The 24,480-nt window shown below is 74.7% G+C and carries 1 protein-coding gene; it reads left to right on the top strand.

Going from position 1 to position 24,480, the window contains the following annotated elements; genetic code table 11:
* Nucleotides 1-76 precede the first annotated feature (76 nt).
* Nucleotides 77-24,460: a type I polyketide synthase gene (locus P3T41_RS30615; protein ID WP_280693822.1), complete on the top strand. Its 24,384-nt coding sequence runs from the start codon at nucleotides 77-79 to the stop codon at nucleotides 24,458-24,460.
* The last annotated feature ends 20 nt before the right edge of the window (nucleotides 24,461-24,480 follow it).

Genomic DNA, 24,480 nt, shown 5'->3' with positions numbered 1-24,480 from the left:
GAGCCCGGCGCCGAGCGCTGGACGGAACCGAACGGGCCCGAAGAACAGCCTTTCTGACGAGAAAGAGACGAACACGGTGACGGCTGACATCACTTCCGCATCCCTTCCCCGGCACGCCGAGCACGAGCCGATCGCGGTGGTCGGGCTGGCCTGCCGGCTGCCCCGGGCCGCGACTCCCGAGGAGTTCTGGCGGTTGCTCAGCGACGGGGTCGACGCCATCACCGAGGCCCCCGAAGGCCGGTGGGAGAGCGCGGAGTTGCCGCTCCGGTACGGCGGATTCCTGGACCACATCGACCAGTTCGACCCGGCGTTCTTCAGCATCTCCCCGCGCGAAGCGGCCGCCATGGACCCGCAGCAGCGGCTGATGCTGGAACTGAGCTGGGAGGCCCTGGAGAACGCCGGCGTGGTGCCCGGTGCGCTGCAGGACAGCCGCACCGGCGTCTTCGTCGGCACGGTCTGGGACGACTACGCCACCCTCGCGTACCAGCAGGGCATGGCGGCGATCGGCCGGCACACCCTGACCGGTTCGCATCGCAGCATCATCGCCAACCGGGTCTCCTACACGCTCGGCCTGCAGGGCCCCAGCCTCACCGTCGACACCGGTCAGTCCTCCTCGCTGGTCGCCGTGCACCTGGCCTGCGAGAGCCTGCGGCGCGGCGAGTCCACCGTGGCCATCGCGGGCGGGGTGAACCTGAACATCCTGCCGCAGAGCACCATGAGCAGCGTCCGGTTCGGCGGCCTGTCCCCGGACGGGCGGTGCTTCACCTTCGACGCCAGGGCCAACGGCTACGTGCGGGGCGAGGGCGGTGGCGCGGTGGTGCTCAAGCCGCTGTCGCGCGCACTCGCCGACGGTGACCGGATCTACTGCGTCATCTCCGGCAGCGCGGTCAACAACGACGGGGCCTCCGAAGGACTGACCGTGCCGAGTGCCGAGGGGCAGCAGCGGGTGCTGCGCGCGGCGTACCGGCGGGCCGCCGTGGACCCCGCCCGGGTCCAGTACGTCGAACTGCACGGCACCGGCACCCGGGTCGGCGACCCGATCGAGGCGTCCGCGCTCGGGGCGGTGCTGGGTGCCGGGCGGACGGCGGACGCACCGCTGCTGGTCGGCTCCGCCAAGACCAACGTCGGTCACCTGGAGGGCGCCGCAGGCATCGTCGGCCTGCTCAAGGTGGCGTTGAGCGTCAGCCACCGGCAACTCCCGGCGAGCCTGAACTACCGCACGCCCAACCCGGACATCCCGTTGGACGAGTTGCGGCTGCGGGTCCAGGACGAGTTGCGCGCGTGGCCGGACCGCGAGGGCGAACTGCTCGCCGGGGTCTCCTCGTTCGGCATGGGCGGGACCAACTGCCATCTGGTGGTCGTCGAACCGCCGGCCGTCCTGCCGGTCCCCGCGCGGAGCATCCCGGTGGTGCCCGAGCCGCTGCCCGTCCTGGTCTCCGCCCGGACCCGGCCGGCGCTGCGTGCCCAGGCCGCCAAGTTGCTCGGTCACCTGCATGAGCAGCCCGAACTTCCGGTGTCTGAGCTGGCGTTCGGGTTGGCGACGGGGCGGTCGGTGTTCGGTGAGCGGGCTGTGGTGTTGGGGGGTGATCGGGCGGAGTTGTTGGCGGGTTTGGCGGCGGTGGCTGCGGGGGAGCCGGCGGCGGGTGTGGTGACCGGGAGTGCCGTGGATGGTGGTCGCACGGTGTTCGTGTTCCCGGGGCAGGGGTCGCAGTGGGTGGGTATGGCGCGGGAGTTGCTGGCTGAGTCTGCGGTGTTCGCGGCGGAGATCGCTGCGTGTGAGGAGGCGTTGGCTCCGTTCACGGACTGGTCGCTGACCGAGGTGCTGTGGGGTGCGGACGGGGCGCCGGGGTTCGATCGGGTGGATGTGGTGCAGCCTGCCCTGTGGGCGGTGATGGTGTCGTTGGCGGCGGTGTGGCGTTCGCTCGGGGTGGTGCCGGATGCGGTGATCGGGCATTCGCAGGGTGAGATCGCGGCGGCTTGTGTGGCCGGTGTGCTGTCGCTGAGCGAGGCCGCCAAGGTGGTGGCGTTGCGGAGTCGGGCGTTGGCGTCGGTGGCGGGGTCGGGTGGGATGGTCTCGGTGCCGTTGGCGGAGGTTGAGGTGGTGTCGCGGTTGGCGTCGTGGCCGGGGCGGATCCATGTGGCTGCGGTGAACGGGCCTGGGTCGACGGTGGTGGCTGGTGATGTCGAGGCGTTGGAGGAGTTGCTGGCGGCGTGTGAGGTGGAGGGGGTGCGGGCGCGGCGGGTTCCGGTGGATTATGCGTCGCACACGCCGCACATGGAGGTGTTGCGTGAGCCGTTGGCGGAGGCGTTGGCGGGTCTGACGCCGCGTCGGTCCGAGGTCGCGTTCTACTCCACGCTGCACGGTGCCCGGATCGAGACGGACGCGTTGGATGGTTCGTACTGGTTCGAGAATCTGCGCAATCCGGTGCGGTTCGAGGAGGCGACGCGGGCGCTGGTGGCGGATGGTCATCTGGTGTTCGTGGAGAGCAGTGCGCATCCGGTGCTGACGGTGGGCATTGGCGAGACGCTGGAGAGTCTGGGTGCGGGCGGGGTGGCGGTGGGTTCGCTGCGTCGTGACGACGGTGGGTTGCGCCGGTTGTTGACCTCGTTCGGTGAGGCGCTGGTGCGGGGTGCGGTGGTGGACTGGCAGGTGTTCTTCGGCGGCGCGTCGCGTCGTCCGGTCGACCTGCCGACCTACGCCTTCCAACGGCAGCGCTACTGGCTCGAGTTGTCCGACCCGGCGCCGACCGGCTCCGCTCGCCCCGCCGCCGCCAGGGCCATGGCGGCCGAGCCGGCCGACACCGATGACACCGGGACGCTCGCCGGGCGCCTGACCGGGCTGCCCGAGACCGATCGGACCCGGATCCTGCTCGACGTGGTGCGCACCGCCGTGGCGATCGTGCTCGGGCACGTCAGCGGCGACACCGTCGAGGGCGCCGACACCTTCAAGGGCCTCGGGTTCGACTCGGTGAGCTCGGTCGAGCTGCGCAACCGGCTGGCCGAGGCCACCGGCCTGCGGCTGCCGGCCGCCCTGCTCTTCAACCACCCGACCCCGAGCCGGCTCGCCGCCCACCTCGCCGCCGAACTGGCCGGGGCCGCTCCGGATCGCGCCACCGTGACCCGGTCCAGTGCCGGGCTCGACGAGCCGATCGCCATCGTCTCGATGAGCTGCCGCTACCCCGGTGACGTCCGCTCGCCCGAGGACCTGTGGCAGCTGGTGGCCGAGGAACGCGACGCGGTCGCGGACTTCCCGACGAACCGCGGCTGGGACCTGGACGCGCTCTACGACGCCGACCCCACCCGGCCCGGCACCACCTACACCCGCAAGGGCGGATTCCTGTACGACGCCGACCAGTTCGACCCGGCGTTCTTCGGCATCAACCCGCGCGAGGCCGCCGCGATGGACCCGCAGCAGCGGCTGCTGCTGGAGAACGCCTGGGAGGCGTTCGAGCGGGCCGGGCTGGACCCGGCCGCGCTGCGCGGCGAGCAGGTGGGCGTCTTCGTGGGCGCGATGGCCCAGGACTACGGCCCGCGGCTGCACGAGAGCGTCGAGGGCAGTGACGGCTACCTGCTGACCGGCAGCACCACCAGCGTGGCCTCCGGGCGGATCGCGTACGCCTTCGGCCTCGAAGGGCCCGCCGTCACCGTCGACACCGCATGCTCCTCCTCGCTGGTCGCGCTGCACCTGGCGACGCAGGCGCTGCGGCAGGGCGACTGCCGTCTCGCGCTGGCGGGCGGTGTCGCCGTGATGGCGAGCCCCGGGATCTTCGTCGAGTTCAGCCGGCAGCGCGGGCTCTCCGTGGACGGGCGGTGCAAGGCCTTCGCGGCCGGCGCCGACGGCACCGGCTGGGCCGAGGGCTCGGGCCTGGTGCTGCTGGAGCGGCTCTCCGACGCCCGGCGCAACGGCCACCAGGTGCTCGCCGTCCTTCGTGGCTCGGCGATCAACCAGGATGGTGCCAGCAACGGCCTGACCGCCCCCAACGGGCCCTCGCAGGAGCGGGTGATCCGGCAGGCGCTGGCCGGCGCGGGGCTCTCCACGGCGGACGTGGACGCGGTCGAGGCGCACGGCACCGGGACCACCCTCGGCGACCCGATCGAGGCGGGCGCGCTGCTCGCCACCTACGGCCAGGACCGACAGGCGGGCACGCCGCTCTACCTGGGCTCGCTGAAGTCGAACATCGGCCACTCCCAGGCGGCGGCCGGCATCGGCGGCGTGATCAAGATGGTCATGGCGCTGCGCCACGGCCGGCTGCCCCGCACCCTGCACGTGGACGCGCCCTCGCCGCACGTGGACTGGACCGACGGCGCCGTCGCGCTGCTCACCGAGGCCGTCGACTGGCCCGCCACCGGCCGCCCGCGCCGGGCGGGCGTCTCCTCGTTCGGCATCAGCGGCACCAACGCCCACGTGATCGTGGAGGAGGCGCCACAGGACCAACCGGTGGCGGCGGACGAACCCGCCTCGGCGCTGGGCGGCCCGCTGCCCCTGCTGCTGTCGGCCAAGGACGGCGCGGCGCTGCGTGCCCAGGCCGCCAAGCTGCTCGGTCACCTGCACGAGCAGCCCGAACTTCCGGTCTCTGAGCTGGCGTTCGGGTTGGCGGTGGGGCGGTCGGTGTTCGGTGAGCGGGCTGTGGTGTTGGGGGGTGATCGGGCGGAGTTGTTGGCGGGTTTGGCGGCGGTGGCTGCGGGGGAGCCGGCGGCGGGTGTGGTGTCGGGGAGTGCCGTGGGCGGTGGTCGCACGGTGTTCGTGTTTCCGGGGCAGGGGTCGCAGTGGGTGGGTATGGCGCGGGAGTTGCTGGCTGAGTCTGCGGTGTTCGCGGCGGAGATCGCGGCGTGTGAGGAGGCGTTGGCTCCGTTCACGGACTGGTCGCTGACCGAGGTGCTGCGGGGTGCGGACGGGGCGCCCGGGTTCGATCGGGTGGATGTGGTGCAGCCTGCCCTGTGGGCGGTGATGGTCTCGCTGGCCGAGCTCTGGCGCTCGCTCGGGGTGGAGCCGGCTGCGGTGATCGGGCATTCGCAGGGTGAGATCGCGGCGGCTTGCGTGGCCGGCGCGCTGTCGCTGAGCGACGCCGCCAAGGTGGTGGCGCTGCGCAGTCGGGCGTTGGCGTCCGTGGCGGGGTCGGGTGGGATGGTCTCGGTGCCGCTGCCCGAGGTTGAGGTGGTGTCGCGGCTGGCGTCGTGGCCGGAGCGGATCCACGTCGCGGCGGTGAACGGGCCCGGGTCGACGGTGGTGGCCGGTGATGTCGAGGCGTTGGGGGAGTTGCTGGCGGCGTGTGAGGTGGAGGGGGTGCGGGCGCGGCGGGTTCCGGTGGATTATGCGTCGCACACGCCGCACATGGAGGTGTTGCGTGAGCCGTTGGCGGAGGCGTTGGCGGGTCTGACGCCGCGTCGGTCCGAGGTCGCGTTCTACTCGACGTTGCACGGTGCCCGGATCGAGACGGACGCGTTGGATGGTTCGTACTGGTTCGAGAATCTGCGCAATCCGGTGCGGTTCGAGGAGGCGACGCGGGCGCTGGTGGCGGATGGTCATCTGGTGTTCGTGGAGAGCAGTGCGCATCCGGTGCTGACGGTGGGGATCGGTGAGACGCTGGAGAGTCTGGGTGCGGGCGGGGTGGCGGTGGGTTCGCTGCGTCGTGACGACGGTGGGTTGCGCCGGTTGTTGACCTCGTTCGGTGAGGCGCTGGTGCGGGGTGCGGTGGTGGACTGGCAGGTGGTCTTCGGCGCCGCGCCGCGTCGTCCGGTCGACCTGCCGACCTACGCCTTCCAACGGCAGCGCTACTGGATCACCGCGCCCGCCCGCACGGACGCGGCCGAGCTCGGCCTGGCCGGCGCCGACCACCCGCTGCTGGGCGCCCGGATCACCCTGGCCGAGGACGACGGGTTGCTGCTCACCACCCGGCTCTCCCGGCACACCCACCCGTGGCTGGCCGACCACGCCGTACTCGGCACCGTGCTGCTGCCCGGCACCGCCTTCGTCGAACTGGCGCTGGCCGCCGGTGACCACCTGGGTTGCGGGCAACTGGACGAGCTGATGCTCCAGGCACCGCTGGTGGTCGCCGAGCACGGTGCCGTACGGGTGCAGGTCCGGGTGGGCGCGTCGGACGAGTCCGGTCGACGGACCGTCAGCGTGCACTCGCACCTCGAAGACGACGACGATGAGGCGCTCTGGACCTGCCACGCCACCGGCCTGCTGAGCGCGGCCGCGACGGGCGAGCGCCCCGAGGGCCTCACCGCCTGGCCGCCGGCCGGCGCGCGGCGGCTCGACCTCGACGACGTCTACCAGCGGCTGGCCGACCGGGGTTACGAGTACGGGCCGGTCTTCCAGGGGCTGCGCGCGGCCTGGCGCGCGGGCGACGAGCTGTACGCGGAAGTCGCGCTCGCCGAGGAGCAGCGTGCCGAGGCGGCCCGCTACGGCCTGCACCCGGCGCTGCTGGACGCCGCACTGCATCCGCTGGTGCTGGACCTCGGCGGCGCCGGGACCGACCCCGGCGCGCCGCCCCGGCTGCCGTTCTCCTGGACGGGCGTGCGGCTGCACGCGGTGGGCGCCGGCACGCTCCGGGTGTGGATCACCCCGGTCGGCGAGGACACCGTGGCGCTGACCGTCGCGGACGCCACCGGCGCCCCGGTGGCCTCGGTGGACGCGCTGGGGCTGCGGGCGCTCGCCCCGCAGGGGCTGGGCGCGGGACGGCACGGCGGCGCGCTGTACGAGTTGGGCTGGCAGCCGGTCGCGCTGCCCACCGAGTCGGCGGGTCCGGCCGGTGCCGATGAGTGGACGGTGCTGGGCGGCGGTGCGCTGGCCGACGGCCTGTCGGCGGCCGGCGCCCGGGTCGCGCCCTTCGCCGAGCTGGGTGAGCTGCTGGCCGCGCACGACGAGACGGCGGAGCTGCCCGGCCTGGTCCTGGCCGACTTCACCGGCCTCGTCATGGAAGCCGGCCAGGGCGCGGCAGCCGACCCCGTCACGGCCGATCCCGTCACGGCTGTCCACCAGGTGGCCCACCGGGCCCTCGCCCTGGTCCAGCAGTGGCTGGCCGAGCCGCGCACCGACCGGACCCGGCTGGTGCTGGTCACTCGCGGCGCGGTCGCGGCCGGGGACGGTCGGGTCGACGATCCGGCGGCCGCCGCCGCATGGGGTCTGCTGCGCTCCACGCAGCTCGAACACCCGGACCGCTTCGGCCTGCTGGACCTCGACGACATGGCAGGGCCGGCGCTGTCGCCCGCCCTCTTGCAAGCCGAGCCGCAGCTGGCGCTGCGCGGTGGCGCGGCCTTCGTGCCCAGGCTAGGCCGGGCCGCCACCGCGGCCGCCGCCCCAGACGCCGCCACCGTGACGCCGTTCGACGGCGAGGGCACGGTGCTGATCACCGGTGCGACCGGCACGCTGGGCGCCATGCTGGCCAGGCACCTGGTCGCCGAACACGGCGTGCGGCACCTACTGTTGGCCAGCCGCAGCGGGCAGCAGGCCGCGGGCGCCATCGAGTTGGAGGCCGAACTTCTCGCGCACGGCGCCGCGGTCACCATCGCCGGCTGCGACGTCGGCGACCGCGCAGCCCTTGCGGAACTGCTCGAACTGGTCGATCCCGAGCACCCGTTGAGCGTGGTGATCCACGCGGCCGGGCTGCTGGACGACGGCACGGTGGAGGCGCTGGACGCCGACCGCCTGGACCGGGTGCTGCGGCCCAAGGCGGACGCGGCCTGGCACCTGCACGAGCTCACCGCGGGTCTCGACCTGCGGGCCTTCGTGCTCTTCTCCTCCGTGGTGGGGACCGCCGGCAACGGCGGGCAGGCCAACTACGGTGCGGCCAACGCCTTCCTGGACGCGCTGGCCGCCCAGCGCCGGGCGCTCGGACTGCCCGCGACCTCGCTCGGCTGGGGCCTGTGGGCCGAGGCCAGCGGCATGACCCGGACGATGGCCTCGGTGGACACGGCCAGGCTCGGCCGGGCCGGCATCGTCCCGCTCGGCTCCGAAGAGGGGCTCGCTCTCTTCGACCAAGCCCTGACCGCGCCGGCCGCGCACCTGGTGCCGGTCCGGCTCGACCAGGCCGGGCTGCGCGCCCAGGCCGCGGCGGGCACGCTCGCACCCGTCTTCCGCGCTCTGGTCCGGACGGCCCCCCGGCGGGCGGCCGAGGCGGCGGGCGGCGGCTCGGCCCTGGCGGAGCGGCTGGCCGCGCTGCCACAGGCCGACCGCGAGCACGAACTGCTCGACCTGGTCCGGGCGCAGGTCGCGATCGTGCTCGGTCACGCGGACTCCGCCACCGTCGACCCGGGACGGGCGTTCAAGGAGCTCGGCTTCGACTCGCTGACCGCGGTCGAGCTGCGCAACCGGCTGAACGCGGCCACCGGGCTGCGGCTGCCGGCCACCCTGCTCTTCGACCACCCGACCGCCGCCGCGCTCGTCGCCCAGCTGGACCGGGAACTCCAGGGCCGCTCCGCCGAGTCCGGCCGGCTCGCCGTGGTCGGCGCGGCCGCGCCGGTCGATGAGCCGATCGCCATCGTGGCGATGAGCTGCCGCTATCCGGGGGAGATCCGTTCGCCGGAGGACCTGTGGCGGGTGGTCGCTGAGGGCGGCGACGTCATCGGTGGTTTCCCGACCGATCGTGGGTGGGATCTGGAGCGGCTCTACGATCCGGATCCCGAGCACAGCGGCACGAGTTATGTGCGCGAGGGCGGATTCCTGCACCAGGCAGCCGAGTTCGACGCGGACTTCTTCGGGATGAGCCCGCGCGAGGCGATGGCCACCGATCCGCAACAGCGGCTGCTCCTGGAGACCGCCTGGGAGGCGGTGGAGGCCGCCGGGATCGACCCGGCCGCCCTGCGTGGCAGCCGGACGGGCGTGTTCACCGGGGTGATGTACCACGACTACGGCTCGCGGCTGCAGCGCGCGCCGGAGGGCTACGAGGGGCTGCTGCTGGTCGGGAACCACGGCAGTGTGGCCTCGGGGCGGGTCTCCTACAGCTTCGGGTTCGAGGGTCCTGCGGTCACGGTGGACACCGCGTGTTCCTCGTCGCTGGTGGCGCTGCACCTGGCGGCGCAGGCGCTGCGCAGCGGGGAGTGCTCGCTGGCGCTGGCCGGCGGCGTGGCGGTGATGGCGACCCCGCACACCTTCGTGGAGTTCAGCCGGCAGCGCGGGTTGGCGCCGGACGGGCGGTGCAAGCCGTTCGCGGCGGCCGCCGACGGCACCGGCTGGGGTGAGGGTGTCGGGCTGCTGGTGCTGGAGCGGTTGTCGGACGCGCGGCGTAACGGGCATCCGGTGCTGGCGGTGGTGCGCGGTAGTGCGGTGAATCAGGACGGTGCGTCGAACGGGTTGACGGCGCCGAATGGTCCGTCGCAACAGCGGGTGATCCGGCGGGCGTTGGCGGTGGCGGGGCTGTCGGCTGCCGAGGTGGACGTGGTGGAGGCGCACGGCACTGGGACGGCGCTGGGGGATCCGATCGAGGCGCAGGCGCTGCTGGCGACTTACGGGCAGGACCGGCCGGCCGAACGGCCGTTGTGGTTGGGCTCGATCAAGTCGAACATCGGGCACACGCAGGCGGCTGCGGGTGTGGCGGGTGTGATCAAGATGGTTGAGGCGATGCGGCATGGTGTGTTGCCGCGGACGCTGCATGTGGATGCGCCGTCGCCGCATGTGGATTGGTCGGCGGGCGGGGTGTCGCTGCTGACGGAGCCGGTGCCGTGGGAGGTGGACGGGCGCCCGCGTCGGGCGGGGGTGTCCTCGTTCGGGATCAGTGGGACGAACGCGCACGTGATCCTGGAGCAGGCTGAGCCTTTCGAGGTCGAAGCCGCGTCCGAGGATGAAGGCGGCCCGGTGGCGTGGGTGTTGTCGGCGAAGGGTGAGGGGGCGCTGCGGGAGCAGGCCCGGAGGCTGCACCAGCACGTGTCGGAGCGTGCGGAGTTGCGTCCGGCCGAGGTCGCGGCTGCGTTGGCGGCTCGGGCGGGGTTGGCGCATCGGGCGGTGGTGGTCGGTGCGGATCGGGCCGCTCTGCTGGTTGGCCTGGAGGCGCTGTCCCGTGCTGAGTCGGCTGCCCAACTAACTATCGGCGCAGCGCGGTTGGCGGCGAAGCCGGTGTTCGTCTTCCCGGGCCAGGGTTCGCAGTGGGTCGGGATGGCGCTGGAACTGCTGGACAGCGCGCCGGTGTTCGCCGAGCGGTTGGCCGAGTGTGCGGCGGCGCTGGCCGAGTTCACCGACTGGTCGTTGCTGGAGGTGCTGCGTTCCGCGCCGGGTGCGCCCGGCTTCGAGCGGGTGGACGTGGTGCAGCCCGCGCTCTGGGCGGTGATGGTCTCGCTGGCCGAACTCTGGCGCTCGCTCGGCGTCGAGCCGGCCGCGGTGATCGGGCATTCGCAGGGCGAGATCGCGGCGGCCTGTGTCGCCGGCGCGCTCTCGCTGCGGGATGCGGCCATGGTGGTGGCGCTGCGCAGCCAGGCCCTCGGCGCGCTGGCCGGCACCGGCGGCATGGTCTCCGTCGCGCTGCCGGTCGACGACCTGCGCAGCAGGCTGGCGCAGTGGGCCGGCCGGATCGGCGTCGCCGCGGTCAACGGGCCGCAGTCGGTGGTGGTCTCCGGCGAGCCGCAAGCGCTCGACGAACTCCTCGCCGCCTGCGAGGCCGAGGGCGTCCGGGCCCGCCGGGTGCCGGTCGACTACGCCTCCCACTCCGACCATGTGACGGCGATCCGGGAGCGCCTGCTGGCCGACCTCGCCGGGCTCGCCCCGACCACGCCCACCATCGCCTTCCGCTCCACCGTCGGTGGCGGCGAGGCCGACGCCGGCCTGCTCGACGCCGAGTACTGGTACCAGAACCTGCGCCAGAGCGTGGAGTTCGAGGCCGTCACCAGCGAGCTGCTGCACCAGGGCCACACGGTCTTCATCGAGGTCAGCGCTCACCCGGTGCTGACCATGGCGATGCAGGAGACCTTCGAGGCGCAGGGCGTGGCCGCAGTGGCGGTCCCCACGCTGCGCCGTGCGGAAGGCGGCCTCGGCCGGCTGCTGATCTCGGCAGCCGAGGGATACGTCAACGGGCTCGACGTGCGCTGGCCCACCGGGCCGTCCGGCCACGGCGCCCGGACCGTCCCGCTGCCCGGCTACGCCTTCCAGCACCGCCGCTACTGGCTGGAACCGGTTGCGGAGAACGCCGACGTCAGCTCCGCCGGACTGGCGACGGCGGATCACCCGCTGCTCGGCGCCTCGACCGAACTGGCCGCCGACGACAGCCTGTTGCTGACCGGTCGGCTGGCGCTGGACACCCACCCCTGGCTGGCCGACCACGCCGTGGCGGGGACCGTGCTGCTCCCCGGCACCGCGTTCGTCGAACTGGCCGTCGAGGCCGGCAACCACGTGGGCTGCGACACGATCGAGGACCTCACCCTGGAGGCGCCGCTGATCCTGCCCGAGCGCGGCGCGGTGCGCGTCCAGCTCGCGCTGGGCGCGCCCGACGGGCGGGGCAGCCGGCAACTCGGCGTCTACTCCCGCCCGGACGACGACGAGGACCCCACCTGGACCCGCCACGCCACCGGCCTGCTGCGCCCGGGTGACGGTGCGTCCGTTGCCCCGTCGCCCGACGCGGCCTGGCCGCCCGCCGGCGCCACCGCGGTGGCCCTGGATGGCGCATACCAGCGCCTGGTCGAGCAGGGCTACGGCTACGGCCCGGTCTTCCAGGGCCTGCGGGCCGCCTGGCAGGCGGGCGACCGGGTCTACGCCGACGTGGCCCTCGATGCCGACGACCGCGGCGCGGCGGCCGGTTTCGGCCTGCACCCGGCGCTGCTGGACGCGGCGCTGCACCCCGTGGTGCTCGGCCTGCTCGGTGAGCGCGAGCCCGGCCTGCTGCCGTTCTCCTGGAGCGGCGTCCGGCTGCACGCGGTGGGCGCCACCGCGCTGCGCGTCACGATCGCTCCGCACGGCCCGGGCGGAATCTCGCTCAGCGCCGTGGACGGGACCGGGCAGGCCGTGGTCTCGGTGGCCTCGCTGGAACTGCGGCCGATCTCGGCCGACGGGCTCACCGACGCCCAGGACCCGGCCCGCCAGGCGCTGTTCGGCATCGACTGGACCCGCGTCGAGGCGGTGTCCTCGGTTGAGCCGGGCCACTGGGCGGTGCTCGCCCCGCAGTTCGGCGCGGTCGAGTTCGGCACGCCGCTGGCCGACGTGCCGGCCGTGGCCGCGCAGGACCCGCTGCCCGAGGCGGTCGTGCTGCCCGTGCTCCCCAGCCCCGGCTCCGACCTGGCCGGGCCGATCGATGCGGTGGCCGAGTCGACCACCCGGGTGCTGCGGACGCTGCAGGACTGGCTGGCCGAGGAGCGGCTGGCCGGCACGCCGCTGGTCGTGCTGACCCGGGGCGCGGCGGCGGTCGGCGATCCGGCCGAGGTCACCGACCTCGCCGCGGCGGCGGTCTGGGGCCTGGTGCGCTCCGCGCAGAGCGAGCACCCGGGCCGGCTGATCCTGCTGGACGCCGACGAGTGGACCGCGCGGTCCGTCGCCGCCGCACTGGCGAGCGGCGAACCGCAGCTCGCCGTCCGGCGAGGGCACTGCCACGCCCCGCGCCTGGCCCGCCTCGTCCCCGCGCCCGATGCTTCGGCGCAGACTGCTCTGCAACAGGCCCTCCCCGCCGGTCGGTTCGGCGCCGACGGCACCGTCCTGATCACCGGCGGCACCGGCACCCTCGGCTCGCTGCTGGCCCGCCACCTGGTCGCCGAGCACGGCGTGCGCGACCTGCTGCTGACCAGCCGCAGCGGACCCGCCGCCCCCGGCGCGGCCGAACTCGTCGCCGAACTCACCGAGTCGGGCGCCCGGGTGACCGTCGCCGCCTGCGACGCCGGCGACCGCGTGGCGCTCGGCGACCTGCTCGCGCTGCTCCCGGCCGGCCGCCCGCTGCGGGCCGTCGTGCACGCGGCCGGCACGCTGGACGATGGGACGGTCGACCGGCTGACGCCGGACCAACTGGCCGCCGTGCTGCATGCCAAGGCCGCCGCGGCCTGGCACCTGCACGAGTTGACCGCGGACCTGGACCTCTCGGCGTTCGTACTCTTCTCCTCCATCGCGGGCACCCTGGGCACGGCGGGGCAGGCCAACTACGCTGCCGCCAACGCGGTCCTCGACGCCCTGGCCGCCCAGCGCCGGGCCGCCGGCCGGCCCGCCCTCGCGCTCGCCTGGGGCCTGTGGGCCGACGGCAGCGGGATGACCGGCCACCTCGGGCAGACCGAACACGCCCGGATGGCCAGGACCGGACTCGCGCCGATGCCGGCCGAGTTCGCCCTCGCGCTCTTCGACGCCGCGCTCGCCTCGGACACCCACCTCGCGGTGCCGGCCCGATTGGACCTCAGGGCGTTGCGGGCCCGCGCGGTCGCCGGCGACCTGCCGCCGCTGCTGCGGGGTCTCGTCCGCACCCCGGTGCGGCGCTCGGCCCAGGGCGGCGCCGACCCGGACGCGGCCACGCTGGCGGACCGGCTGCGGAACCTGCCCGAGGCCCAGCAGCGCGAGACGCTGCTCGCCCTGGTCCGCGGCGTGGTGGCCGCCGTGCTCAACCACGCCGGCGCCGAAGCGGTCGACCCGGCGCGGGCGTTCAAGGAGCTCGGCTTCGACTCGTTGACCGCGGTCGAGCTGCGCAACCGGCTGAACGCGGCCACCGGGCTGCGGCTGCCGGCCACCCTGGTCTTCGACCATCCCACCCCGAACGCGCTGGCCGGTCGGCTGCACAGCGAACTGCTCGGCACAGCAACGGCCTTGGTCCCTGTGACCGGGCTGCGTGGCGAGCTCGACGACGATCCGGTGGTGATCGTCGGCATGGCCTGCCGCTATCCGGGGGAGATCCGTTCGCCGGAGGACCTGTGGCGGGTGGTCGCTGAGGGTGACGACGTCATCGGTGGTTTCCCGACCGATCGTGGGTGGGATCTGGAGCGGCTCTACGATCCGGATCCCGAGCACAGCGGCACGAGTTATGTGCGGGAGGGTGGATTCCTGTACGAGGCGGCGGAGTTCGACGCGGACTTCTTCGGGATGAGCCCGCGCGAGGCGATGGCCACCGACCCGCAACAGCGGCTGCTGCTGGAGACCGGCTGGGAGGCGCTGGAGCGGGCCGGGATCGACCCGGCCGCGCTGGCGGGCAGCGACACCGGGGTGTTCACCGGCGTGATGTACGACGACTACGGCTCCCGGCACAACCAGGCCCCGGACGGCTTCGAGGGCTACCTGGTCAGCGGCAGCGCGGGCAGTGTGGCCTCGGGTCGGGTCTCCTACAGCTTCGGGTTCGAGGGTCCTGCGGTCACCGTGGACACGGCGTGCTCCTCGTCGCTGGTGGCGCTGCACCTGGCGGCGCAGGCGCTGCGCGGCGGCGAGTGCTCGCTGGCGCTGGCCGGCGGCGTGGCGGTGATGGCCACTCCGGCGGTGTTCGTGGAGTTCAGCCGGCAGCGCGGGTTGGCGCCGGACGGGCGGTGCAAGCCGTTCGCGGCGGCCGCCGACGGGGCGGCCTGGGCCGAGGGTGTCGGGCTGCTGGTGCTGGAGCGATTGTCGGACGCGCGGCGTAACGGGCATCCGGTGCTGGCGGTGGTGCGCGGTAGTGCGGTGAATCAGGACGGCGCGTCGAACGGCTTGACGGCGCCGAACGGGCCCTCGCAACAGCGGGTGATCCGGCGGGCGTTGGCGGTGGCGGGGCTCGCCACCGCGGACGTGGACGTGGTGGAGGCGCACGGCACCGGGACGGCGCTGGGCGACCCGATCGAGGCGCAGGCGCTGCTCGCCACGTACGGGCAGGACCGGCCGGCCGATCAGCCGCTCTGGCTCGGCTCGATCAAGTCGAACATCGGCCACACGCAGGCGGCTGCGGGTGTGGCGGGTGTGATCAAGATGGTAGAGGCGATGCGGCACGGTGTGTTGCCGCGGACCCTGCATGTGGATGCGCCGTCGCCGCATGTGGATTGGTCGGCGGGCGGGGTGTCGCTGCTGACGGAGCCGGTGCCGTGGGAGGTGGACGGGCGCCCGCGTCGGGCGGGGGTGTCCTCCTTCGGGATCAGTGGGACGAACGCGCACGTGATCCTGGAGCAGGCCGAGCCTTTCGAGGTCGAAGCCGCGTCCGAGGACGAAGGCGGCCCGGTGGCGTGGGTGTTGTCGGCGAAGGGTGAGGGGGCGCTGCGGGAACAGGCCCGGCGGCTGCACCAGCACGTCTCGGAGCGTGCGGAGTTGCGCCCGGCCGAGGTCGCGGCTGCGTTGGCGCATCGCGCGGGGTTGGCGCACCGGGCGGTGGTGGTCGGTGCGGATCGGGCCGCGCTGCTGGCAGGCCTGGAGGCGCTGTCCCGTGCTGAGTCGGCTGCCCAACTAACAATCGGCGCAGCGCGGTTGGCGGCGAAGCCGGTGTTCGTCTTCCCGGGCCAGGGTTCGCAGTGGGTCGGGATGGCGCTGGAACTGCTGGACAGCGCGCCGGTGTTCGCCGAGCGGTTGGCCGAGTGTGCGGCGGCGCTGGCCGAGTTCACCGACTGGTCGTTGCTGGAGGTGCTGCGCTCGGCGCCGGGTGCGCCCGGCTTCGAGCGGGTGGACGTGGTGCAGCCCGCACTGTGGGCGGTGATGGTCTCGCTGGCCGAACTCTGGCGCTCGCTCGGCGTGGAGCCGGCCGCGGTCATCGGCCACTCCCAGGGCGAGATCGCCGCCGCCACCGTCACCGGAGCGCTCTCGCTGCGGGACGGCGCACGCGTGGTGGCGCTGCGCAGCCAGGCGATCGGCGCGCTGGCCGGCACCGGCGGCATGATGTCCGTCGCGCTGCCCGCCGAGCAACTGACCGCCCTGCTCGCCGGCCGCGAGGACACCCTGTCCCTCGCCGCCGTGAACGGCGCCGCCTCGGCCGTCGTCTCCGGCGATCCCGATGCGCTGGCCGCGCTGCACGAGGAACTCACCGCCGCCGGGCACCGGGCCCGGATGATCGCGGTGGACTACGCCTCCCACTCGGTGCACGTCGAGCGGATCCGTGCCGAGATCCTGGAGCTGCTGGCGCCGGTCACCCCGCGCGCCACCACCATCCCGTTCCTCTCCACGGTCACCGGAACCGCGGTGGACACGACGGAGCTCGACGCCGACTACTGGTACCGCAACCTGCGTGGCACGGTGCGCTTCGACCTCGCCACCGCCGCGGCACTGGAGCTGGGCTGCTCGCTCTTCATCGAGTCGAGTGCTCACCCGGTCCTGGTGACCGGCATCCAGGAGACGCTGGAGCAGGCCGCCAGCCCGGCGGTGGCCGTGGGCTCGCTGCGCCGCGACGACGGCGGCTGGGACCGCTTCCTCGGCTCGCTGGCCGAGGCCCAGGTGCACGGCGGCACGGTCGACTGGCCCGCGCTGCTCGCGGCCCGGCCGGCCAGGCCGGTCGAGCTTCCGACCTACGCCTTCCAGCACGAGCGCTACTGGCTGGACGCGTCGCGGGAGTCCGGCGACGTGACCTCGGCGGGGTTGCACCGCGCCGACCACCCGCTGCTCGGTGCGGCGGTCGAACTCGGCGACGAGCAGGGCCTGGTGTTCACCGGGCTGCTCTCGCTGCGCACCCATCCGTGGCTTGCCGACCACGCCGTCACCGGCACCGTGCTGGTGCCCGGCGCCGGGCTGGTGGAGCTGGCCGCCGCAGCCGGTGCCACGGTGGGCTGCCCGCGGGTCGAGGACCTCACCCTGGAGAGCCCGCTGGCGCTGCCGGAGCAGGGCGGCGTCGAACTGCAGCTGTTCCTGGGCGCGTTGGACGAGACCGGCCGGCGCCGGATCGCCGTGTACGGGCGGGCGGCGGCTCAGCCGACCGAACAACCGTGGACCCGGCATGCGGCGGGCACCCTGGCGCCGGCCGAACCGGTCGGTCACGACACCGAGTGGGCCGCGCTCTGGCCGCCGGCCGGCGCCGAGGCCGTCGGCCTGGCCGATGCCTACGAGCGGCTCGCGCTGCGGGGCTACGACTACGGCCCCGCCTTCCAGGGACTGCAGCGCCTCTGGCAGCGCGGCCAGGAGGTCTTCGCCGAGGTGCGGCTCGCCCCGGACACCGCCGCCGACGGCTTCGGCCTGCACCCGGCCCTGCTGGACGCGGCGCTGCACCCGGTGGCGCTGGGAGTCCTGGCGCCGACCGGCAGCGGGGACGCGGGCCGGGCCGAGGAACTGCGGCTGCCGTTCGCCTGGAGCGGCACCGCAGTGCACCGCACGGGCGCCACCGAGCTGCGGGTGCGACTGTTGCCGGACGGCTCCGGCGGGGTGCGGATCACCGCGACCGACCCGCAGGCCGCCGCGGTGCTCAGCGTGGACGCGCTCTCGGTGCGGCCCATCTCGCCGGACCGGCTGACCGGTGGCACCGGCGGGACGCTCTACCGCACGGTCTGGACCGAGGCGGTGGGCTCGGCGGCCGATGGCCCGGTCACCGGCTCGGCGCTGGACGACCTCACCGTGGCCTGGCTCGACCCCTCGGCCGCGGGCGACGAGGACGCCGCCGACGAGGGCGCGGCCGACGAGGACGCCGCCCAGCCGCTGGACCTCGCGGCGCTCGGTGCCGCCGTCGAGGCGGGCGCCACGCTGCCGGACATCGTCGTGCTGCCGGTTCCGCCCGTTGCGGCGGACACGGTCGAGCGCCTGCATGCCTTGGCAGCAACCGTTCTGACGGTGATTCAGCAGTGCTCGGCCGGCCCGCTCGCCGGAGCCAGGCTGGTGGTGCTCACCCGGGGCGCCGTGCCGGCGCGGCCGGGCGAGCCGGTGGCGGACCCGGCCGCGGCGGCGCTCTGGGGACTGGTCCGTACCGCCCAGGCGGAGCACCAGGACCACATCGTCCTGCTCGACGCCGATCAGCCGGTCGACGGCCCGGCCCTGGCGGCCGCACTGGCCACCGGTGAGGAACAACTGGCGCTGCGCAAGGGCGCGTTCCTCGTCCCGCGGCTGTCGGCACGGGAAGCCGCCGAGCCGGCCACGGCGAGCCCGGCGTTCGCTCCGGGCGGCACCGTGCTGGTCACCGGCGGCACCGGCACCCTCGGCTCGCTGGTGGCCCGTCACCTGGTCGCCGAGCACGGCGTGCGCGACCTGCTGCTGACCAGCCGCAGCGGACCCGACGCCCCCGGCGCGGCCGAACTCGTCGCCGAACTCGGCGAGTCGGGCGCGCGGGTGACCGTCGCCGCCTGCGATGTCGCCGACCGCGACGCGGTGGCAGCCCTGCTGGCCACGGTCGCGGACGACCACCCGCTCACCGGGGTGGTGCACACCGCTGGTGTGCTCGACGACGCCACCCTCGACGCGCTGACCCCTGAGCGGCTCACCCCGGTGCTGCGCGCCAAGACCGACAGCGCCTGGCACCTGCACGAACTCACCCGAGCACACGAGTTGTCGGCCTTCGTCCTCTTCTCCTCGCTCGCCGGAACGGTCGGCAACCCGGGCCAGGCGGCCTACGCCGCCGCCAACGCCGGGCTGGACGCGCTCGCCGCGCACCGCCGGGACCAGGGCCTGCCCGCGGTCTCGCTGGCCTGGGGCCTGTGGGCCCAGGAGAGCGGGCTCACCGCCGGGCTGGGCGAGGTCGGCCGGGCCAGGCTGGCGCGGGCCGGGATCACGGCGATGAGCTCCGAGCAGGGTCTGGCCCTGTTCGACGCCGCGCTGACCGCCGTCGAACCCGCGCTGGTCGCGGCCCGGTTCGACACCGTGGCCCTGCGGGCGCAGGCCGCCGCGGGGACGCTGTCGCCGGTGCTGCGCGGCCTGGTGCGCACCCCCGCCCGCCGGGCGACGGCGCGCCCCGCCGCCGGCTCGGCGGCCGAGCTGCTGACCGGCCGCTCCGAGGCCGAGCAGCACCGGGTGCTGGTCGACCTGGTCCGCGCCGAGGTGGCCGCCGTGCTGGCGCACGGCAGCCCGGAGACCGTCGACCCCGAACGGGCCTTCAAGGACCTCGGGTTCGACTCGCTGACCGCGGTGGAGCTGCGCAACCGGCTCAGCACCAGGGCCGGCCTGAAGCTGCCCGCCACCCTGGTCTTCGACCACCCCAGCCCTGCCGCGCTGGCGGCCTACCTGCGCACCAGGTTGCTCGGTGCGGTGGTGGGCGGGCCGGCGGTGGCGCCCGTGGCGGCGGCTGTCGATGAGCCGATCGCGATCGTCGGGATGGCCTGCCGCTATCCGGGTGGGGTGCGTTCGCCGCAGGAGTTGTGGCGGCTGGTGGAGCAGGGTGTGGACGCGATCGGGGAGTTCCCGACCGACCGTGGTTGGGATCTGGCGGGTCTGTACGACCCGGATCCGGAGCGGTCGGGCAAGAGCTATGTGCGGGAGGGTGGATTCCTGTACGACGCGGCCGAGTTCGACCCGGACTTCTTCGGGATGAGCCCGCGCGAGGCGCTGGCCACCGACCCGCAGCAGCGGCTGCTCCTCGAGACCACCTGGGAGGCGCTGGAGAACGCCCGGATCGATCCGGCCGGCCTGCGGGGCAGCGCGACCGGGGTGTTCGCCGGGATCATGTACAACGACTACGCCTCGCGCGTCCAGCGGATCCCCAAGGACCTGGAGGGCTTCCTGGTCAGTGGCAGCGCGGGCAGCATCGCCTCGGGCCGGGTGGCCTACACCTTCGGCTTCGAGGGGCCCGCGGTCACCGTGGACACCGCCTGCTCCTCCTCACTGGTCGGCATGCACCTGGCCGCGCAGGCGCTGCGCCGGGGCGAGTGCGACCTGGCGCTGGCGGGCGGCGTGACGGTGATGGCGACGCCGGCGGCCTTCGTGGAGTTCAGCCGCCAGCGCGGCCTCTCCCCGAACGGGCGCTGCAAGTCCTTCTCGGCGGCGGCGGACGGCGCGATCTGGTCCGAGGGCGTCGGCATGCTGCTGCTGGAGCGGCTCTCCGACGCCCGGGCGCGCGGCCACGAGGTCCTCGCGGTGATCCGCGGCTCGGCGGTGAACCAGGACGGTGCGAGCAACGGGCTCACCGCGCCCAACGGCCCCGCGCAGGAGCGGGTGATCCGCCGGGCGCTGGCCGACGCCGGACTCGCCGCCACCGACATCGACGTGGTGGAGGCGCACGGCACCGGCACCACGCTCGGCGACCCGATCGAGGCGCAGGCGCTGCTGGCCACCTACGGGCAGGACCGCCCGGTCGACCAGCCGCTCTGGCTCGGCTCGATCAAGTCCAACATCGGCCACGCCCAGGCAGCGGCCGGGGTGGCCGGGGTGATCAAGATGGTGCAGGCCATGCGGCACGGTGTGCTGCCCAGGACCATCCACGTCGACGAGCCGTCACCGCACATCGACTGGTCGGCGGGCGCGGTCCGACTGCTGACCGAGGAACTGCCGTGGCCCCAGCAGGGCCGCCCGCGCCGGGCCGGCATCTCCTCCTTCGGCATCAGCGGCACCAACGCCCACCTGCTGCTCGAACAGGCACCGCAGCCGGCCCCCGAGCCGCAGCCGGTGCAGGAGCCGCGGCCCGACGCCCTCGGCACCCCGTTGCCCTGGCTGCTCTCGGCCCGCTCGGCGGCCGCGCTGCGCGACCAGGCCGGGCGGCTGGGTGAACTCGTCCGGCAGCGCACCGACCTCGCGCCGGCCGACATCGCCCACGCCCTGGTGACCACCCGCGGCACGCTCGGACACCGCGCCGCGATCGTCGCGGCCGACCGGGTGGGCTTCCTCGACGGGCTCGACGCGCTCGCCGCGGCCGACTCCGCCGAACAGTTGGTGCAGGGTCGTGCCGACGGCTCGGACGGCCGGGCGGTGTTCGTCTTCCCGGGTCAGGGTTCGCAGTGGGTCGGGATGGCGCTCGAACTGCTGGAGTCCGCACCGGTGTTCGCCGAGCGGTTGGCCGAATGCGCGGCGGCACTGGCCGAGTTCACCGACTGGTCGCTGTTCGACGTGCTGCGCTCGGCGCCGGATGCGCCCGGCTTCGATCGGGTGGACGTGGTGCAGCCGGTGCTGTGGGCGGTGATGGTCTCGCTGGCCGAACTCTGGCGCTCGCTCGGCGTCGAGCCGGCCGCGGTGATCGGGCACTCGCAGGGCGAGATCGCGGCAGCCTGCGTGGCCGGCGCGCTCTCGCTGAGCGACGCCGCCAAGGTGGTGGCGCTGCGCAGCCAGGCGCTGGCCGCGCTGGCCGGCACCGGCGGCATGGTCTCGGTGCCGCTGCCCGCGGCCGCGGCCACCGAACTGCTCACCGCGTGGCAGGGCCGGATCCACCTGGCCGCACTCAACGGCCCCGGCGCCACCGTGGTGGCCGGCGAGCCGGCGGCGCTGGACGAGTTGCTCGCCCGGTGCGAGGTGACCGGCGTGCGGGCCCGCCGCATCCCGGTGGACTACGCCTCGCACACCCCGCACGTCGAGGCGATCGAGGACCGGCTCGCCGAACTCCTCCAGGACATCACCCCGCGCCCGGCCGGCGTCCCGTTCTACTCGACCGTCAGCGGTGAGCTGCTGCCCGACACCACCGTGCTCGGCAGCCGCTACTGGTACCAGAACCTACGCAGTACCGTGCTGTTGGAGCCGACCGTCCGGGCGCTGCTCGGCGCCGGCCACCGCGCCTTCGTCGAGGTGAGCCCGCACCCGGTGCTGACCGGAGCGATCGGCGACACCGTGGACGAGGCGGGCGCCGTGCTCGGCACCCTGCGCCGGGACCAGGGCGGCCTGGACCGCTTCCTGCGCTCCGCGGCGGAGGCCCATGTCCAGGGCGTGGCGGTGGACTGGGCCGCCTTGGCCACCGGCGCGACCGGCCGGGTCGAGCTGCCGACCTACCCCTTCGACCGGCGCCGCTACTGGCTGGACGCGCCGGCCGCCGAGGAGAACGCGGCCGGTCTCGGGCAGACCAGCACCCACCACCCGCTGCTCGGCGCCGCGATCGAACTCGCCGACGGCCAGGGCGTGGTGCTCACCGGCCGGCTGGCCGCCGACACCAGCCCCTGGCTCGCCGACCACGCCGTGCTGGAGACGGTACTGCTGCCGGGCGCCGCCTTCGCCGAACTCGCCCTGCACGCGGCCCGGTACGCCGACTGCGCGGGCGTGGCGGAGCTGACCGTCGAGGCCCCGCTGGTGGTGCCCGCCGCGGGCGCCGTGCAGCTGCGGGTCACCGTCGGCCAGGCGGACGAGGACGGCCACCGACCGGTCACCGTGCACTCCAGGGCCGACGACGGCCCGGACTGGACCAGGCACGCCACCGGCACCCTCACGCCGGACGCCCCGCAGCCGGCCGCCGCGGACCTCACGGCCTGGCCGCCGCCTGGTGCCCAGCCGCTGGAACTCGCGGACCCGTACGCCGCCTTCAGCGGATTCGGACTCGACTACGGCCCGGTCTTCCAGGGGCTGCGCGCCGCGTGGCGCCTGGGCGAGGACCTGTACGCCGAGATCGCGCTGCCCGAGGAGACCGAGGCCGGCGGCTTCGGCATCCATCCCGCGCTGCTGGACGCGGCGTTGCACGTCGCGGCCCTGCAGACCCTGCGGGACGGCGAGGGCGGGCTGCGCCTGCCGTTCGCCTGGAGCGGGGTGGCCCTGCAGGCGGCCGGTGCGACCCGGGCCCGGGTGAAGCTGTCGCCCAGCGGACCGGACGCCTTCTCGGTGACCCTCGCGGACCACACCGGCGCGCCGCTCGCTTCGGTCGCGTCCATGCTGGCCCGGCCGGTCACGGCCGAACAGCTGGCCAGGGCGGGCAGCCAGGCCCCGGCGCCCACTGCGGTCGGCTGGGTCCGGCACGCCGTGCAGCCGGCCGCCGCGCCAGGGCGCTGGGCCGTCCTGGGCGACCTCGCCTGGGCCGACAGCGGCGCCCACGCCGACATCGACGTGTTCGCGGATCCGGCCGCCGTGGCCGAGGCGCTGGCCGGCGGCCTGCCGGTGCCCGACCAGGTGGTGCTGCCGGTGCCCGTCGAGACGGGCGCGGACGCCGAGGTCCCCGAGCGGGTGCACGCGACCACCCGGCGGGTGCTGGAGACCGTCCAGTGGTGGCTGGCCGACGAGCGCTTCGCGCGGTCCAGGCTGGTCGTGCTCACCTCGGGCGCGGTGGCCGCCGTCGACGGCGACCGGCTCGCCGACCTGGCCGGCGCCGCCGTCCGGGGCCTGGTGCGGGCCGCCCAGCAGGAGGAGCCGGACCGTCTGGTGCTGGTCGACGCCGACCGGGTGGACCGGACGGACCTGGCCGCCGCGCTCGCCACCGGCCTGCCGGAGACGGTCGTGCGGGCCGGGACGGTGTACGAACCCCGGCTGGCCAGGGTGCCCGCCGCCACCGCGCAGGCCGCCGCGCTCGACCCCGAGGGGACCGTGCTGATCACCGGCGCGGGCGGCACCCTCGGCGGCCTGGTGGCCCGTCACCTGGTCACCGAGCACGGCGTCCGCCATCTGCTGCTGACCAGCCGGCGCGGCCCGGCGGCCCCGGGCGCCGACCGGCTGGCGGCCCAACTCGCCGAGCTCGGAGCCGAGGTGACCACGCTGGCCTGCGACACCGCCGACCGCGTGGCGCTGGCCGCGCTGCTCGCCGGGATCCCGGCCGAGCACCCGCTCACCGCGGTGGTGCACGCCGCCGGTGTGCTGGCCGACGCCACCACCGCCGCGCTCACCCCGAAGCGACTCACCGAGGTGCTGCGCCCGAAGGTCGACGCCGCCTGGCACCTGCACGAGCTGACCCGGGACACCGGCCTCGCCGCCTTCGTGCTCTTCTCCTCGGCGGCCGGCACCCTGGGCAACCCCGGGCAGGCCAACTACGGTGCGGCCAACGCTTTCCTGGATGCGCTGGCCCGGTTCCGCCAGGACAGCGGGGTCGGCGCGGTGTCGCTCGGCTGGGGCCTGTGGGCCGACGAGAGCGAGATGACCGAGCAACTCGGCGCGGCGGGCCGGGACCGGCTGGCTCGCGGCGGCATCGCCCCGATGTCCGCGGCGGACGGGCTCGCGCTCTTCGACGCGGCCCTGCGGCTGCCCCAACCGGCCCTGCTCACCGCCCGGTTCGACACGGCCGGGCTGCGTGCCCGGGCCGCCGAGGGGACCCTGCCGGGGATCCTCCAGCAGTTGGCGGGCGCCGGTACCCGGCGGCGGGCCGCCGAGGGCGCGGGGCCGCTGGACGCCGAGCAGTTGAAGCAACGGCTGGCCGGCCTCGCCGGAAAGGACCGCCGCCAGGCGGTGATCGATCTGGTCCGGCGCCAGGTCGCGGCGGTGCTGGCCCACCCGACCCCCGACGCCCTGGAGATCCACCGCGGCCTGCTCGACCTCGGCTTCGACTCGCTCACCGCGGTCGAGCTGCGCAACCGGCTCAACCGGGTCACCGGGCTGCGCTTGCCCAGCACCGTGCTCTTCGACCACCCCACCATCAACGCCCTGTCCGAGCACCTCGATGGGCAACTCGGGGCCGGGGACAGCGATCCGCTGCTCCCGGTGCTGGCCGAGCTGGACCGCCTCGAAGGCACCCTCGCCGCCCTGCCCGCCGACAGCCGGATCGAGCTGCGGCTGGCGGCGCTGCTGGGCCGGCTGCGACCGGCCCAGCCGGCCGACGCAGGCGAGGAGGACCTGGAGTCGGTGACCGACGACGAACTGTTCTCCGTGCTCGACGACGAACTGGGGCGCTCGTGACCACAGCACCTGGCGGCCGA

This window comes from Kitasatospora sp. GAS204B, assembly GCF_029892155.1.
Lineage (GTDB): Bacteria > Actinomycetota > Actinomycetes > Streptomycetales > Streptomycetaceae > Kitasatospora.
Note: the sequence above shows the minus strand (reverse complement) of the source record. Positions and strands in the feature narration are given on the sequence as shown.